Annotated in this window: 14 protein-coding genes; 5 read left to right on the top strand and 9 right to left on the bottom strand. The window is 32.6% G+C overall.

Annotation, left to right across the window (positions count from 1 at the left end):
* Positions 1-57: 57 nt before the first annotated feature.
* From DK508_RS09290 to DK508_RS09325, 7 genes are all read right to left on the bottom strand, one after another.
* Positions 58-726, bottom strand: coding sequence for a Crp/Fnr family transcriptional regulator (locus DK508_RS09290; protein WP_109300465.1), 669 nt, complete (start codon positions 724-726; stop codon positions 58-60).
* Between the two features lie 134 nt (positions 727-860).
* On the bottom strand, positions 861-3,131 hold the full coding sequence (locus DK508_RS09295; RefSeq protein ID WP_109300466.1) for an aconitate hydratase: 2,271 nt from the start codon (positions 3,129-3,131) through the stop codon (positions 861-863).
* A 300-nt stretch (positions 3,132-3,431) separates the two neighbouring features.
* Entirely contained in the window at positions 3,432-3,866 is a 435-nt protein-coding gene (locus tag DK508_RS09305) for a hypothetical protein (RefSeq protein ID WP_109300468.1), read from the bottom strand.
* Positions 3,867-3,971: 105 nt separating this feature from the next.
* Positions 3,972-4,928 carry a MoxR family ATPase gene (locus DK508_RS09310; protein WP_109300469.1) on the bottom strand — a complete coding sequence of 319 codons (957 nt, stop codon included), beginning with the start codon at positions 4,926-4,928 and terminating at the stop codon, positions 3,972-3,974.
* 1 nt (position 4,929) lies between these two features.
* Positions 4,930-6,399: a peptidylprolyl isomerase gene (locus tag DK508_RS09315; protein WP_370443833.1), complete on the bottom strand. Its 1,470-nt coding sequence runs from the start codon at positions 6,397-6,399 to the stop codon at positions 4,930-4,932.
* Complete coding sequence (locus DK508_RS09320; protein WP_160114633.1) at positions 6,383-7,231, bottom strand: peptidyl-prolyl cis-trans isomerase; 849 nt, start codon at positions 7,229-7,231, stop codon at positions 6,383-6,385. The genes DK508_RS09315 and DK508_RS09320 overlap by 17 nt, the downstream gene beginning before the upstream one ends.
* Entirely contained in the window at positions 7,232-9,184 is a 1,953-nt protein-coding gene (locus tag DK508_RS09325) for a peptidylprolyl isomerase (RefSeq protein ID WP_109300472.1), read from the bottom strand.
* Between the two features lie 170 nt (positions 9,185-9,354).
* Between DK508_RS09325 and DK508_RS09330 the strand changes: the two genes are divergently transcribed.
* The 3 genes from DK508_RS09330 (at position 9,355) to DK508_RS09340 (ending at position 10,700) form a co-directional block, all read left to right on the top strand.
* The gene (locus DK508_RS09330) at positions 9,355-9,810 is read left to right on the top strand and encodes an SRPBCC family protein (protein WP_109300587.1); all 456 of its coding nucleotides are present in this window, start codon (positions 9,355-9,357) and stop codon (positions 9,808-9,810) included.
* A gap of 45 nt (positions 9,811-9,855) precedes the next feature.
* Complete coding sequence (locus DK508_RS09335; protein ID WP_109300473.1) at positions 9,856-10,095, top strand: hypothetical protein; 240 nt, start codon at positions 9,856-9,858, stop codon at positions 10,093-10,095.
* An 89-nt stretch (positions 10,096-10,184) separates the two neighbouring features.
* Positions 10,185-10,700, top strand: coding sequence for an OmpH family outer membrane protein (locus tag DK508_RS09340; RefSeq protein ID WP_109300474.1), 516 nt, complete (start codon positions 10,185-10,187; stop codon positions 10,698-10,700).
* An 83-nt stretch (positions 10,701-10,783) separates the two neighbouring features.
* Here the strand turns inward: DK508_RS09340 and guaB are convergent, their stop codons facing one another.
* Positions 10,784-12,259, bottom strand: coding sequence for an IMP dehydrogenase (gene guaB, locus DK508_RS09345; protein WP_109300475.1), 1,476 nt, complete (start codon positions 12,257-12,259; stop codon positions 10,784-10,786).
* Between the two features lie 325 nt (positions 12,260-12,584).
* On the opposite strand from guaB, the gene DK508_RS09350 reads away from it, so the two are divergent.
* Both DK508_RS09350 and DK508_RS09355 read left to right on the top strand, forming a co-directional pair.
* Positions 12,585-13,367 carry a phosphatase PAP2 family protein gene (locus DK508_RS09350; RefSeq protein WP_109300476.1) on the top strand — a complete coding sequence of 261 codons (783 nt, stop codon included), beginning with the start codon at positions 12,585-12,587 and terminating at the stop codon, positions 13,365-13,367.
* A gap of 264 nt (positions 13,368-13,631) precedes the next feature.
* Positions 13,632-13,967, top strand: a complete 336-nt coding sequence (locus DK508_RS09355; protein ID WP_109300477.1) for a hypothetical protein — start codon at positions 13,632-13,634, stop codon at positions 13,965-13,967.
* A 792-nt stretch (positions 13,968-14,759) separates the two neighbouring features.
* Here the strand turns inward: DK508_RS09355 and DK508_RS09360 are convergent.
* On the bottom strand, positions 14,760-15,221 hold the full coding sequence (locus tag DK508_RS09360) for a hypothetical protein (protein WP_160114634.1): 462 nt from the start codon (positions 15,219-15,221) through the stop codon (positions 14,760-14,762).
* Positions 15,222-15,508 lie beyond the last annotated feature (287 nt).

Here is a 15,508-nt window from a genome sequence, read left to right on the forward strand (position 1 = left end):
TGATTACAATCATAAAAATATAGACATCTATCTTCCTAAAGTGTTAGACATCTAACATTAAGCCACATTTTTTAAACGAATTTCTTTTCTATTGAAGTCAATAATATTAGACTCTTTTAATTCATTAAGAATAATATTAAGAGTAGGTCTTGAAGTACCAATTAAATTAGCGATATCTTTTTGAGTATAAGGGTGTTCTATGACCGTATCACCCGTGTCAGGACAGCAATGACCATAATCCTCTTGTAACTCGTTTAAAAATTCGAGAAGTCTTGTTTTAGTATCTTTAAAAAGAAGTAATTGTAACCTTCTTTCGAGTCTTCTAAATCGTAGACCAATAAACTTATATATCCTAAGACTAAAAGATTGATTATCTCTCATTAATCCATGCATAGTATCCACACCAATAGGACATATAGATGTAGTATTATCTATAGATTGAGCAAATTCGGTTCTTTTATTCACTCCAAGAATTGCTTTTTCTCCAAAAATTTCACCTCTAGTAAGTATTGCTTTAACTACTTCATAGCCATCTTCGGCATAATACCCAATTTTTACTTTCCCCTTTTCAATTAAGTATACTTTATTAGCTGAGTCTTCTTCAAAATAGATGTAGTCATTTTTTTTGTAGGCGTCAAAATCGTGGTCTTTTTTATACTTCTTAAACTTATGAGGGCAGAGTACTTTAAAAAGATTAGCATCCTCAAAAAACCAGATTGCACTCATGACGATTGTGTTTAGATATTAGTTTACATTATTAGAACGAAAATCCTGTATAAAACTTACATTTTACTCAAAAAAAAACTCTCGAAATTAAAATTTCGAGAGTCATTTTACATATAAAACTTTATCTATCTGTTTTAAGAATTTTCCTTTTTAATCAAGTTCAATGCAGAACCTTCTTTAAACCATTCGATTTGAGAATCATTATAAGTATGATTTAATTTAATCGAATCTGTAGAACCATCTGCATGAACAATTTCTAAAGTAAGTTGTTTATTAGGTGCAAATTCATTCAAATCCACGAAGTTAAACGTATCATCTTCTCGGATTAAATCATAATCACTTTCATTAGCAAAGGTTAAACCTAACATACCCTGTTTTTTCAGGTTGGTTTCATGTATACGAGCAAATGATTTTACAATTACGGCGCGTACACCAAGGTGACGTGGCTCCATAGCTGCATGTTCACGAGAAGAACCTTCTCCATAATTATGGTCTCCAACTACTATAGTAGGAACTCCTGCTGCTTTATACGCTCTTTGTACATTAGGAACTCCATCATAATCTCCATTTAATTGGCTTTTTACAAAGTTTGTTTTCTTGTTATATGCATTTACGGCACCAATCAAACAGTTATTTGAAATATTATCCAAGTGACCTCTGTAACGTAACCATGGTCCAGCCATAGAGATATGATCAGTAGTACATTTACCAAATGCTTTTATCAATAATTTAGCACCAGTAATGTTTTCTCCATTCCAAGGCTCGAAAGGCGTAAGCAATTCTAAACGTTCTGAATTAGCATCTACAACTATTTCTACTCCTGAACCATCTTCTTGTGGAGCTAAATATCCAGCATCTTCGACTTCAAAACCTTTTGGTGGTAACTCCCATCCAGTAGGCTCATCAAACATTACTTCTTGCCCTTCTTCATTAATTAGCTTATCGGTTATTGGATTAAAATCTAAACGTCCCGCCACAGCGATTGCTGCTGTTAATTCTGGAGATGCAACAAAGGCATGCGTGTTAGGGTTACCATCTGCACGCTTAGCAAAGTTTCTATTAAAAGAATGAACGATACTATTTTTAGGTGCATTTTTAGGGTCATTATATCTTGCCCATTGCCCAATACATGGGCCACAAGCATTTGTAAATATTTTTGCATCTAATTGCTCAAAAATATCCAATAACCCATCTCTTTCTGCTGTATATCGCACTTGCTCTGAACCAGGATTAATCCCTAGTTCTGATTTCATTTTTAAACCTTTATCAATTGCCTGTTGCGCTATTGAAGAAGCTCTTGACAAATCCTCATAAGAAGAATTCGTACAAGATCCAATAAGACCCCATTCTACTTGTATTGGCCAATCATTGGTTTTTGCTTTTTCTGTCATAGCATTACCAACTTCAGTAGATAAATCTGGCGTAAAAGGTCCGTTCAATAATGGGCCAAGTTCAGATAAATTAATTTCTATTACCTGGTCAAAATATTGTTCTGGATTTGCATATACCTCGGCATCACCTGTAAGATGCTCTTTTACCTCATTTGCAGCATCTGCAATATCAGCACGATCTGTAGCACGTAGATAACGTTCCATAGATTCGTCATAACCAAATGTAGAAGTGGTAGCTCCAATTTCGGCACCCATATTACAAATAGTACCTTTACCTGTACAAGACATAGCCGTTGCTCCAGAGCCAAAATATTCTACAATAGCCCCTGTTCCTCCTTTTACAGTAAGAATTTCTGCTACTTTTAAAATTACATCTTTTGGTGCAGTCCAACCTGATAATTTACCTGTTAACTTCACACCGATAAGTTTTGGGAATTTAAGCTCCCAAGGCATTCCCGCCATCACATCAACCGCATCTGCTCCACCAACTCCGATAGCCACCATTCCTAATCCTCCAGCATTAACAGTATGAGAATCTGTACCAATCATCATACCTCCTGGAAATGCATAATTTTCTAACACTACTTGGTGAATAATTCCTGCGCCTGGTTTCCAGAATCCTATTCCGTATTTATCAGATACAGATTCTAAGAAATTGAACACTTCACTACTAGTATTTAAAGCAGATTGCAAATCTTTATTCGCACCCACTTTTGCTTGGATTAAGTGATCACAATGCACTGTTGTAGGTACAGCAACTTTATTTTTTCCAGCTTGCATGAATTGCAATAATGCCATTTGGGCAGTAGCATCTTGACAAGCGATACGATCAGGTGCAAAGTCCACATAATCTTTTCCTCTTGTAAATGCTGTATTTGCTTTACCATCCCAAAGATGTGCGTATAAAATTTTCTCTGCTAGTGTTAAAGGCTTACCAGTAACTTCACGTGCCGCACTAACACGATCTGCTACTTGACTATAGACCTTTTTTATCATATCGATATCGAATGCCATATACAATTGTTTTTTTAGTATTGAAAAGTCCAGCGAAAATACGAATTTTAAAGGATTTTATTAAATGAATAGTCTTAATCCTATCTTTTTACATTTTTCAAAAAATAAGGGTGTCCATTTATCGAAATTCATAAATTCCATTTATCAATACTACAAAATTGCTAAAAAAACATATAAGAAAATGACAGCCAATAGTTTTCGCTTACGAAAACGTTGTAGTAACATCTCAAAAAAATCACGAAAAAAGGCAAATTTGGATCAAAAAAGTAAAGTGAAACTATTTGGTTTCACTTTACATTCTTAATTTTTTCTTCTATCACCTTTATCTTTTCGTCCTCTCCTTTTTCTAAAGCTTTCATATTCCTGCAACTGTTCTGGAGAAAGTGTAGCCTTAAATTCTTCATTTTTTGCTTTCACTGCCTCCCTATGTTCTTTAACCATAGCTTTTTGCTCTTCGTTCATCGTAGAAGCTATCTCCTTTCTTCGTTCTTTTCTTGATAGGTTTTCATTATCTACAATTGCGAGTTGCTCCTGGGTAAATGTAGCTTCCATAGCAGATTTATGCCCCCTTAACATTTCTCTTTTAAGATCGAGTTGTGCTCTTTGATCTTCAGAAAGGTTTTGATAAAATTCTTTTTTAGGTTTCTTATTCTTTGTTAACTCAGCTTCCGATTGCGCTGATAAAGAAAAAACTGTAGTAAGTATTGCCACAGCAGTAATTAATATATTTCTCATCTTATTTATACTATTAATATTAGTTTATACTAAGACTTCGAAACAAACAAAAGGTTTAATTCTCCTCATGTTCTATAAATTCGTAAAAAAAATTAATTTAAATATTTAAAACAAACTGCTGATAACATCTTCAACGCTCACACCCTCGGCTTCTGCCTTGTAATTCTTGATGATACGATGACGTAAAATACCCATAGCAACGGCCTGAACATCTTCAATGTCCGGAGAGAATTTACCTTTAATTGCGGCATTAGCCTTTGCCGCTAGAATTAAATTTTGCGAAGCTCTTGGACCTGCCCCCCAATCAATATAATTCTTAACTAGCTCTGTTGCTGTATCTCCATTTGGTCTTGTTTTACCAACCATACCCACAGCATATTCAATAACATTATCCGCAACGGGAATACGTCTAATCAAATGTTGAAAATCAATAATTTCTTGAGCCGTGAATAATGGATTAACTGTTTTGGTATTATCACCTGTAGTACTTTTAACCACTTCAACCTCTTCTTGAAAGCTTGGATATTTAAGTTCAATCGCAAACATAAATCTATCCAATTGAGCTTCCGGTAATGGGTAAGTACCTTCTTGTTCTATTGGGTTTTGAGTAGCAAGAACAAAGTAAGGCAAGTCTAATTTATAGTGATGACCTGCAACAGTTACAGCCCTCTCCTGCATAGCTTCCAATAAAGCTGCTTGCGTTTTGGGCGGAGTACGATTAATCTCATCCGCTAGAATGATATTAGAAAATATTGGACCTTTGATAAATTTAAAATGACGTGTTTCGTCTAGTATTTCACTTCCTAATATATCGCTTGGCATAAGATCTGGTGTGAACTGAATTCTTTTAAAATCCAATCCTAAGGCTTTAGAAATTGTATTAACCATTAACGTTTTGGCTAATCCCGGAACACCTATCAATAATGCATGACCTCCAGAAAAAACAGAAATAAGTATCTGATCGATTACTTTTTCTTGTCCAATAATAATTTTGGAAATTTCTTTTTTGAGCTCGGAATGTTTTTTTACTAGTTTTTCAATAGCCGCTACGTCGTCTGACATATTATTTTTCTTTTTTTAACCAGTTACCGCTATATTCACAGTTTCTGAAATCACCATTAATTTTCACGTACGTATCTATTATTTTTTCACTCTGCCATTTTCGAATCGCATCTATTTGTTTTTTTCTAAGTGCTAATTCTTGAATCTTAAGGTAATCTTTTGAATAGTCTGCAATATGCTCATCATATCGATCAAGTACAGTTATCAATTTATACTTTTTCTTTCCTTGACGATCTTGATCAGGAATTACTAAAGACACCTCATCCGTTTTTAATTTAGATACTTGATCGTACAATATAGGGTCAATTTTGGTAAGTTCAAAACGAGTATCTCCAGTCGTTGGGTTCAATAATTGCCCTCCATCTTCGCGAGTGGCTTTTTCGTCACTAAATTGCCTAGCTGCTTCTTTAAACTTAATTGTTCCTGAAACAATATTTCTTCTTAATGAATCTATTAATTTCTTGGCTTGCTCAACACTTTGTCTTGTAACCTCAGGAGTAAGTAATATATGTCTCACGTCTACTTGTTCTCCTCGTATTCTATCAACTTTTACTATATGCCAACCAAAATCTGTTTTGAAAGGCTCACTAACCTCTTCTTCCTGCAAACTAAAAGCGATATCTTTAAATTCTTTTGCAAAACTACTTTGTCTATCCAAAGTATACTTACCTCCTGTAGATTTTGATCCTGGATCTTGCGAGTATAGTACTGCTTTGGTAGCAAAACTACTTCCTTTTTCTACAATATCTTCTCTAAATTGACTAAGGCGATCAACAACTTTCTGTTCTTCTTCTTCAGATATCTTAGGCTCAATAACTATTTGAGCTAATTCTACTTCGGTTCCAAAAAGTGGTCTGTCACCTTCTGGTATTTCGTCAAAAAATTCTCTTACTTCTTCAGGAGTAATTTCGATATCTTCGATAATCTTGGTTCTCATAAGTTCCGACAACCTATTTGCTTTATTAATTTCAAAAAGTTCTTTTTTGAAATTTTCAATATTATCCTTTTTATAAAATCTTAATACTTTTTCAACTGTTCCAAGTTCATTAGTCATGTAACTTAGTTGTTGATCAACCATAGAATTAACTTCGGCATCTCTTACCTCTATACTATCCTGAACTGCATGATGGGCGTATAACTTATTTTCAAATAAACTACCTGCAAGCTCACAACGACTTACATCTGCGGTAGACACACCTTCACTCACTAATTGCTGATATGCTATATCTATGTCACTATCTAAAATTACACTTTCGCCTATTACAGCCGCAACTCCATCAATTTTACTTCTCTTAAACGGTTCTTTGATAGGGTCTTTTATTACCTTTAATGAATCTATTGTAGCTTTTATGGTATCATTTTGAGTAATTGTATCATTTACCTCTCCCTCAATAATCTCTTGAGCATAAAGTTGCCCTGCACCAATGGTAAGCATTAAACCAAATATGGTAGTTTTAATTATAGACTTCAAATTGTTTGTTCTCGACTGCATCTCTTGTAATATCTTTTTCTATTTTTTTAATCAGCTCCAACTTTCTTTTGTTCAATATAATTTGCCGAATGGTTGGCTTAATATATTCGATAGGAGCTCTTTCATTTCTATTAAGAACACCTTTTATTTTAACCATAAAAACCCCTGTAGAATCCCTTAGTTGTATATATTTTCCGCTTCTTAAAAATTTATTTTTATCCTGTTTTTTAAGAATCGGTATTTTATTTCTTATCTGATCTAACCTAACCCAGGTAGAATCGTTCAAGGAATATTCTATATATTCATTCTTTTTCCCGTTCAACTCTTCTACATCCTCTTCATTAAAACGATTTAATTGTCGCTGCGTTGCAACAATATTTCCATAATCAGGTGGCAAATGTAAGTAACGTAATTTTACTAACTCCTCATTAAGATTAAAATTTTCTAAATTTTGATTATAATAAGAAACCATATCTTCTTGTGTGACCTCCATATTTATGGCTTTTTTGATCACAGCATTCTTGTATGCATTGATGTAAAGAGTATTTTGATAATTCTCAACCAATTCACTAAAATCATCCAATTCTGCTTCGGTAAGATTTATTTTTGATTGATCAATAAACAATTGCCTTGTAGCCCATGTGTTTATATAATTATTCACAATACTTGTACTGTCTTCCTTTGAAGCAGTATCCGGTACAAGAGACTCAATATCATCCTTATATAGATACGTATCGTTTACTCGCGCTATGACTTCTCTTTTTTTCTGATCTCCAAAACTTTGGCAAGAGAAAATCAACACAAGTAGCATTATGGATATGATATATTTCATTTAAATAGATAATTCTTTTTTTACCTTTTTTAAGACTTTGTTATTCACCTTCACGGCGTATTTTTCCTTAAGTTTTTCCATCCACTCCGTTTCCATATTTTTTTGAAAATCATTAATCACCTCCCCTTTAACTTCTTCAAAAGTTTTGATTCTTGAAGGTAGGATTTCTTTAACCATAATCAAAGCTGTAAAAGTCTCTTCTTGTACTATAGTAATATCATCTTGCTGCGTTAAAAAATCTTTAGGCAATTCATCTTCACCCTTTATTAATTCCTCATCAGAGAAAAGAACCATGACTACATCTCTTTGATTTACTTCTTTTTTTATCTCTTCAATAGATTTTTTTTCTTTTAACAATTGTGCCACTTTATCAATTGCTTCTTGTCTGGAAGATGACGCTTTTAAAACCTTATACGTTTCTTGCTGTGCATAATTATTCTTGTTCAATTCATAGAATTTCTTAAGCCCTAAAGTATCTGTTTTAGAGGCATTCCATATTTTGGTTTCCATTAGATCAAAAAGCAAAAGACCATCACGATATTCATTTAATATATTAGCAAAGTCTTCATTATCCTCTTCTAAATGCTCCTCATAATATTTAAGTAAAGAAATAGATTCAAATTTTTTATACATCTGATCAACAAATGAAGTGGAGATTTTTTGTGACTGAAATTTCATCATTTGCGGAAGAAATAAAGCCGTAAAATCTTTATACGAATATTCTTTATCTTTTATATTAAAAAACCTCTTATTCAAGTCACTACCCAGTGAATTTAATTTCTCCGCAGCATTTTCTTCAGATACTATTTTTTTGAAGTATGTTATGGCTTCTTCATTTTTTGAAATAGTATATTTTTCTCGAAGAGAGTTCATGAATGATTCTGTCACCAATTTCGATCTACTATCTTTCTTAACCTTATCTGTTAACCCTCTTTTTTGTTCTTCAAATGATTTTTGAGGATGTTTTTCTAACAATTTAATAATATGCCAACCGTATTTTGTTTCTATAGGGCTAGATAATTCTCCAGGAGTTTGAAGGCTAAACGCTGTTTTCTCAAATCTCTCTGAATTTAAAACCCCCTGAGCAAAACGTTTTATTTTACCCCCATCTATAGCCGTACTAGGGTCATCACTATATTCTTTGGCCAAAGAAGCAAAAGAGACCTCTTGTTTCAATTGTTGATTAATTTCTAATATTTTTTGTTTAGCCTCTTCATTAGATCGAGTATCATTTACTGCCACCATTATATGAGCTACGGTAACTTCGCCCAGTTTCTTTTCTCTTTGGTTTACTTTAACAATATGATATCCAAACTTAGTTCTAAACGGATTAGAAATCTCATTTACTTTTGTGCTATATGCTGCATCTTCAAAAGGATATACCATTCTAAAAACAGAAAACCATCCTAGACTACCTGCGTTCTTTGTTACCGATGGATCTTGGCTATATTGCTTAGCTATACCTTCAAATTTTTCTCCTTTAAGTATCCTTTCTCTAGCCTCTGTAATTTTTTGATACGCTAAAACAGTATCCTTTGCAGGAGCATTAGGTTTCACAAAGATCAAAATATGACTAGCGTTTATTCTTTCTAAAGATCGATCATAAGCTTCTTTTATCAATGCTTCAGAAGTTCTGGTATCGGTAAGATAACCCGAAGCCAATTGTTTTTTATACCCTTTTAATTCATCTTGATAAGATGTTTTTTTATCTAAACCTAAGTTTTTTGCTTCTTTAAGTTTTAACTTATAATTTATAAATAAGTTTAAGTATTCATCCACATTTTTCTGAGCATCATCCTGAACCAAATCTATATTTTTTAAATAAACTTTTTTAAATTCTGAAATATAAACAGGTTGATCATCAATGGTTAACAACACTTCATTTTGTTGTTGCGCATTTGCAAATGAGAAAAATATAACCCCTAAAAAAAATATAATCGATTTTTTGTGCATAGTTCTTTTATGATAAAGTCCATAAACTGGACAAAAATAACAATATTAAGATGTTATCCAAGCTACTTTCCTAACGAAGCTTAGCCTTCAATTAGTATTTACTTTTAATTTTTTTATGATCTATGTATATTGTGCGCGCTAAACAACCTAACAAACGAAACACACAAATCATGGAGTATACTCTAGACATTGAAATTGGATTACCTCGAAATGAAGTGATTACCAAGTTTGATAATGAAGAAAATATGAAACATTGGCAAAGAGGCCTTGTAAGCATAGAACATCTTAGCGGAGAAAAAGGAAAAACTGGGGCTACAGCTAAATTAAATTATAAAATGGGAAAACGAGAAATTGAAATGATTGAAACCATTACTCTTTTGGACCTACCTGAAGCATTTCATCTTACCTTTGATGCTAAGAACGTTTACAACATCCAGGAAAATTATTTTGAAGAACTCTCTAACGGAAATACCAAATGGATTTCAAAAAACGAGTTTAAATTTAGTGGTTTTATGAAACTTATGAGGTTTTTAATGCCAGGAGCATTTAAAAAACAATCTCATACCTATATGAAAGATTTTAAAGCTTTTGCTGAAGAAGGAAAAAGTGTTCTTGATAAAGCTTAAAACATATACGATTATCCATCAAATAAAAACCTGAATACACTACTATTGGAAAGAAAACTCAAATTGATCTGGGACTTTAGAGGTCCCTCTGCTCATAAGACAGCACAACATCATGAAATTCATCTAAAAGAATATATTTCTTTAGAAAAACTATCATTAAGCATTACGGGGCATACTTCCATTTCAGATATGCATAGTATCGCTTACATGGTGGTCAAAGATTCTGAAATGAAGAAAGTTCGAGATGCATTAAAACCGCATCGAGGACAATTATTTGAGGAATAAATTTTCAAAAAAATAAGTATTGGTATAGATATTGCCCTAGACCTTATATATTTGCAAAAATTTTAAAATTAGAACATAAAAAAGATAAAATGAAAAAGATACTTATATCGATCTTAGTATTCGCAGCAAGTTTTCAATTAAACGCACAATCGAAAACCGGAACTATTGACACCGAATTTATACTTTCAAAAATGCCAGAACTAACTCAGGTTCAAGCAGACTTAAAAGCTTACAACAAGAAACTTGAAGATGAATTAAAAATAAAAGTTGAGGGATATCAGGCAAAAATAAAAGAGTACCAGGATGGTGCTACTACTCTTACTGAACCTATGAAAAAAACCAAACAAGAAGAGATCATTGGTTTAGAAAATGATATTGCTAAGTTTCGTCAAAATGGTTCTCAATTAGTACAATTAGAACAAAATAAATTACTACAACCTCTATACGGGAAAATCGGAAAAGCGTTAGAAGAAATTGCTAAATCCGAGTCGTATACTCAAGTATTCACTATAACTACTAGTGGCTTGGCTTATATTGATCCTAATTACGACCTTACTAAAAAAGTAATGACCAAATTGGGTATAAAGGTAGAAGAAGGCAAGTAATCTATACTACACCATAAAAAACAAACCCCATGTATTTGATATACATGGGGTTTGTTTTTTATAGGTAAAATACCTTAATCAAATTATCTCCTACTATAATTTGGAGCTTCTTTGGTTATCGTTACATCATGTGGATGACTTTCGTGAATACCACTAGCTGTAATTTTAACAAATCGTCCATTCTCTTTTAAATTAGCTATATCTTTGGCTCCGCAATATCCCATTCCAGCTCTTAAACCACCTATAAATTGATGAATACTCTCGATTAAATCACCTTTATAAGCTACTCTTCCAACAATACCTTCTGGAACTAGTTTTTTAATATCATCTTCTACATCCTGAAAATACCTATCCTTAGACCCTTTTTTCATTGCCTCTACCGATCCCATTCCACGATATGTCTTATATTTTCTTCCTTCATAAATTACTGTCTCTCCTGGAGATTCTTTAGTACCTGCTAGAAGAGAACCTAACATCACAGTATCAGCTCCAGCAGCGATAGCTTTAGGGATATCTCCTGTATATCGAATACCTCCATCTGCAATTACTGGCACTCCCGATCCTTTAATAGCGCTAGCAACTTCTAAAACTGCAGAAAATTGAGGAAATCCAACTCCCGCAACGACTCTTGTAGTACAAATTGATCCAGGTCCAATTCCTACTTTTACGGCATCTGCTCCCGCTTCTACTAAATATTTTGCCGCTTCACCAGTAGCAATATTACCTACTACCACTTCTAGGTTTGGAAATTTTGCCTTTACGGCCTTTAAAACTGCAACCACACCTTTGGTATGACCGTGAGCTGTATCAATTACTACTGCATCTACTCCAGATTTCACGAGGGCATCTGCTCTATCCACGGCATCACCTGTTACTCCAATAGCAGCAGCAACACGCAATCTCCCTAGTGTATCTTTATTGGCCATTGGTTTTAAGGTTAATTTGGTAATATCTCTAAATGTAATCAAGCCTACCAAAGTATTCTCATTATCAACAACCGGAAGTTTTTCTATTTTATTATTTTGAAGTATTACTTCTGCTTCTTGTAAAGATGTACCCTCACCTACTGTTACAAGATTTTCACTTGTCATTACTTCTGATATTGGGCGCTGGTCATTTTTTTCAAAGCGAAGATCTCTATTGGTTACAATACCAATCAATTTGTTATTACCATCTACTATTGGAATACCACCAATACTATGTTCTCGCATGTTATTTTTTGCATCAATAACTTTTGCATCTCTTGGCAACGTAACTGGATCGATGATCATACCGCTCTCTGCCCGCTTTACTTTACGAACTTTAATTGCTTGTTCCTCTATAGTCATGTTTTTATGTAACACTCCTATACCACCTTCTTGTGCCATCGCAATAGCCATACGGCTTTCGGTAACAGTATCCATCGCAGCTGAAACGATCGGAACATTAAGCGTAATATTTCTTGTGAATTGGGTTTGGATACTAACGTCTCTAGGGAGTACTTCAGAAAATGCTGGAACTAAAAGAACATCGTCATAGGTAAGACCTTCTCCAATAATTTTGGACTCATGTGCTGTCATTGCAATTAAAATTTAATTGCGTGCAAATATACGCCTTTTTTAAAGAAATCTTAGTAGATATCACTTTATTTTACTTTGAAAAATACATTTTATGCGATTCTAAAATTTAATTATTTCCCAAATCCTTCCAACTATATCAAACATCAATAGAACACGATTAAATACGTTTTTAATCGATTAAAAGCTTTATTTTTTGTGATTTTTTTAAAAAAAGTTAATTATTTATTAACAAAAATTGATTTTTTAACATATTTTAAAAGTAAAAAAATTATCTTTCTATTGAAATAGTCCCAAAACTACTTTTGCCGCCCTAAAAAGAACACCTATGAAAATGATTGTATGCCTATCTTTGCTATGCTTATATATTAGCACTATCAATGCCCAATTTACAGAGACTCCACTAACTGATAAAGAATTTCTTAAACTCAAGAAAACAGAATTTAAACCCAAGAAAAGTTTATTTACCAAAAGAATTATACCTGTCGCTTTAATCACTACAGGTTTTTTACTTTCCACAAGTGAGTTTGAAAAATCTCTTCAGAAAGACATAAGAAGTTCTGTTGGAAAGGATTTTAAAAGTAAAATAGATGATTACACACGATATGCTCCTGTTGTACAATTATATGCAGCAGACATTCTTGGTGTACAGTCAAAAAATCATTGGTTTGATCAAACCAAAAATCTAATCCTCTCCTCAATAATCAGTAATGGTGCTTCTACTATATTAAAAAAACAGATTCATAAAGAAAGGCCTGGAAATTATGATCATGTTTCTACACATGCTAATTCTTTTCCTTCTGGCCACACTACAACTGCATTTACAACGGCTACGGTGTTGTATGAAGAGTTTATAGACACTAATCCTTTATTAGCATATAGTGGCTATGCTTTTGCTATTGCTACTGGAGGGTTAAGAATGATGAATAATGCTCATTATTTATCTGATGTAATGGTTGGAGCCGGTATAGGAATCTTAGCCACTAAACTCGTATACCATTTTGATTATCTTATTGACTGGAATCCCTTTGAGAAATTAGATGGAGTAGCATTTACTCCCCAATATAGCGATAGTCATGGCTTAGGTTTTTATTTCACTAAAGTTTTCTAGACGTATAACATATTAAGTAACAAAACATTTGTCATTTCATATAGCAATAATTAGAATAAATATGCATTTAATTCAAGTTAGCCTATAAATACAATCAATTGAGTTTTGTTTCCATAGAAAACATTGGGGAAATACCCCCTTGCCAAATTCCGTGTTTTCCCTCTACTCTTGTAAACAGCTATATATTATTTTTGGAACAGATATTGATGTTGAATATACCACTAGTAAAAAAAGAACAAAACAAACTCTTAACAAATAACAAAAATGATTGTTACACATAAAATAGAGTATTACAATATTGTAATCATAAGTGACTACGCAAAAGGGGGAGGGTATCAAATGGGTTACCTACATCTATATGGTGAAAATTCTAAATATTTAGGGTATCTCGGTATTATTAAAAATGGCAAGGTATTACCGTCAAACATACAACAACAAGATGGTACCTTAAATATCTATTTTCATGAATTAGAATTACAGACAATTCTAGATACGTTCAAAAAACCAAATCCTATTTTTGTGAAATTTAATACTGATTTAAAATCGGGATCACTTGTAATCGGTAAGTATGATATAAAAACTAATGAATTAGCAGCATAAAAGACCTGAAAGGTTAATAGCCTTACTCTCGCTTAACACATGGGCCAGCCGTATAGAAGAGTACTAGAAAATATAAATTGTGAAAAATGTAATTGGTTCGCAATTCGGCAACAGTGGAAGTGTGTTAAATCACCTATAATCCAACTTTTCAGGTTTTTTTAATTTGCATTATCAATTCATCTCTTATCTCCTAGAGTATCAATTCTGCTATGTTTTAAAAATTAATCTTCCAAAAACACTTTGGATCTAGTTGCTGTTCTCATCGAATCGCTGCTTTTAACAAAGTAAGTTTAAATAGTATTTTGTACAATTATTTCTATCGACCAAACAAAATAAAAAAAACGGAGTAAGCTTACACTTCCTCCGTTTTTCAAATGGTTTACGTCTCGTTATTTTTAAAATGCAAATATAACGAAGGCGCTAATATAAGTCTTATAGAACTTTGTAGCAAAAAATCTTGAATTTATCCATTTACGCATTCAAAAATACCTCCTAAAGCCAGTGATATCAACACTTAATGAGTTTGGCACAGCAATTGCAAATATATTATCAAGAAACAAAACAAACAATTTAAAAATGATACAATATGAAAACTTTTTATTTTAAATTCGGAATAGATTTTACACCATTTATTAACTTTTTAAAAGAGCTTCCAGCATCATCTAGTTATGCAATACATAGATAAAATAACAAATATTATGTAAAAACGGTTACACACAATAGGTCTGTAACCGTTTTGTTTTTTTATAAAAATTAATACTTTTTAGGTTACTCGAAAAAAACTTCTATGTTTTAATCTTCAAGAGGTTTTCCATACTCACAACTTCCAGACAAACCTCTAGAATACCCCATTCTGGATGTAATATCCATAACCAGATATACTTTGTTTTTTATAAGAATTGAGGCATAGTCCTTGTGCCAATGAATAGAGATATCTTTTTTCTTCAGGTTTTTAATATACCCACAAGAATTAATATATTTTTTAGGTAGTGCTTTATCTTTATTTGTATTCTCGTTTACCTTTATAGTTGATAATTTAGGATTAATCACAGTACACAAAAACCCATTAAAATCAATTCCTTTTTTATCCAACCTAAGCATGTATACCCATACATTAAAGGCATCTTCTTCGATCATAAGAGTTCTTCCTGAAATAGCATCAGAAGATGTTAGAAAAATTTTATCACTACGCTTTAGTGATTTTTCTTTAGCAGCAAACAATCCATTAATCATGGACAATATTAGGGTTTTCATTAAATCTACTTACTTTGGAGGCTTTTTGTTTTTTTACAACATAGATTCTTCAATTCATTATAATATCTTTTGATAGCACAATTTTATCTAAAGAATTGAGTCTTCTAATATCCCGTTCATGAAGCTTAAAATTTTGTTAAAGCTTATGAATCAGCTAACATAGGTATTTATTTCAATAAATCTTTGAGGTTTTCCCTAGGTTTTCGAGGGGCAAATACCCCTTTTTTTCAAAATCATCACAAATTGTCTTTATTTAGGAGAAAAAACACATGATATGCTCATAAATA

This window comes from Aquimarina sp. AU474 (genome assembly GCF_900312815.1).
Lineage (GTDB): Bacteria > Bacteroidota > Bacteroidia > Flavobacteriales > Flavobacteriaceae > Aquimarina.

Excerpts from the sequence above, each read along its gene's own strand:
- DK508_RS09290 (WP_109300465.1), bottom strand. The coding sequence starts at position 726 with ATGAGTGCAATCTGGTTTTTTGAGGATGCTAATCTTTTTAAAGTACTC.
- DK508_RS09295 (WP_109300466.1), bottom strand. The coding sequence starts at position 3,131 with ATGGCATTCGATATCGATATGATAAAAAAGGTCTATAGTCAAGTAGCA.
- DK508_RS09305 (WP_109300468.1), bottom strand. The coding sequence starts at position 3,866 with ATGAGAAATATATTAATTACTGCTGTGGCAATACTTACTACAGTTTTT.
- DK508_RS09310 (WP_109300469.1), bottom strand. The coding sequence starts at position 4,928 with ATGTCAGACGACGTAGCGGCTATTGAAAAACTAGTAAAAAAACATTCC.
- DK508_RS09320 (WP_160114633.1), bottom strand. The coding sequence starts at position 7,231 with ATGAAATATATCATATCCATAATGCTACTTGTGTTGATTTTCTCTTGC.
- DK508_RS09325 (WP_109300472.1), bottom strand. The coding sequence starts at position 9,184 with ATGCACAAAAAATCGATTATATTTTTTTTAGGGGTTATATTTTTCTCA.
- DK508_RS09330 (WP_109300587.1), top strand. The coding sequence starts at position 9,355 with ATGGAGTATACTCTAGACATTGAAATTGGATTACCTCGAAATGAAGTG.
- DK508_RS09340 (WP_109300474.1), top strand. The coding sequence starts at position 10,185 with ATGAAAAAGATACTTATATCGATCTTAGTATTCGCAGCAAGTTTTCAA.
- guaB (WP_109300475.1), bottom strand. The coding sequence starts at position 12,259 with ATGACAGCACATGAGTCCAAAATTATTGGAGAAGGTCTTACCTATGAC.
- DK508_RS09350 (WP_109300476.1), top strand. The coding sequence starts at position 12,585 with ATGAAAATGATTGTATGCCTATCTTTGCTATGCTTATATATTAGCACT.
- DK508_RS09355 (WP_109300477.1), top strand. The coding sequence starts at position 13,632 with ATGATTGTTACACATAAAATAGAGTATTACAATATTGTAATCATAAGT.
- DK508_RS09360 (WP_160114634.1), bottom strand. The coding sequence starts at position 15,221 with ATGAAAACCCTAATATTGTCCATGATTAATGGATTGTTTGCTGCTAAA.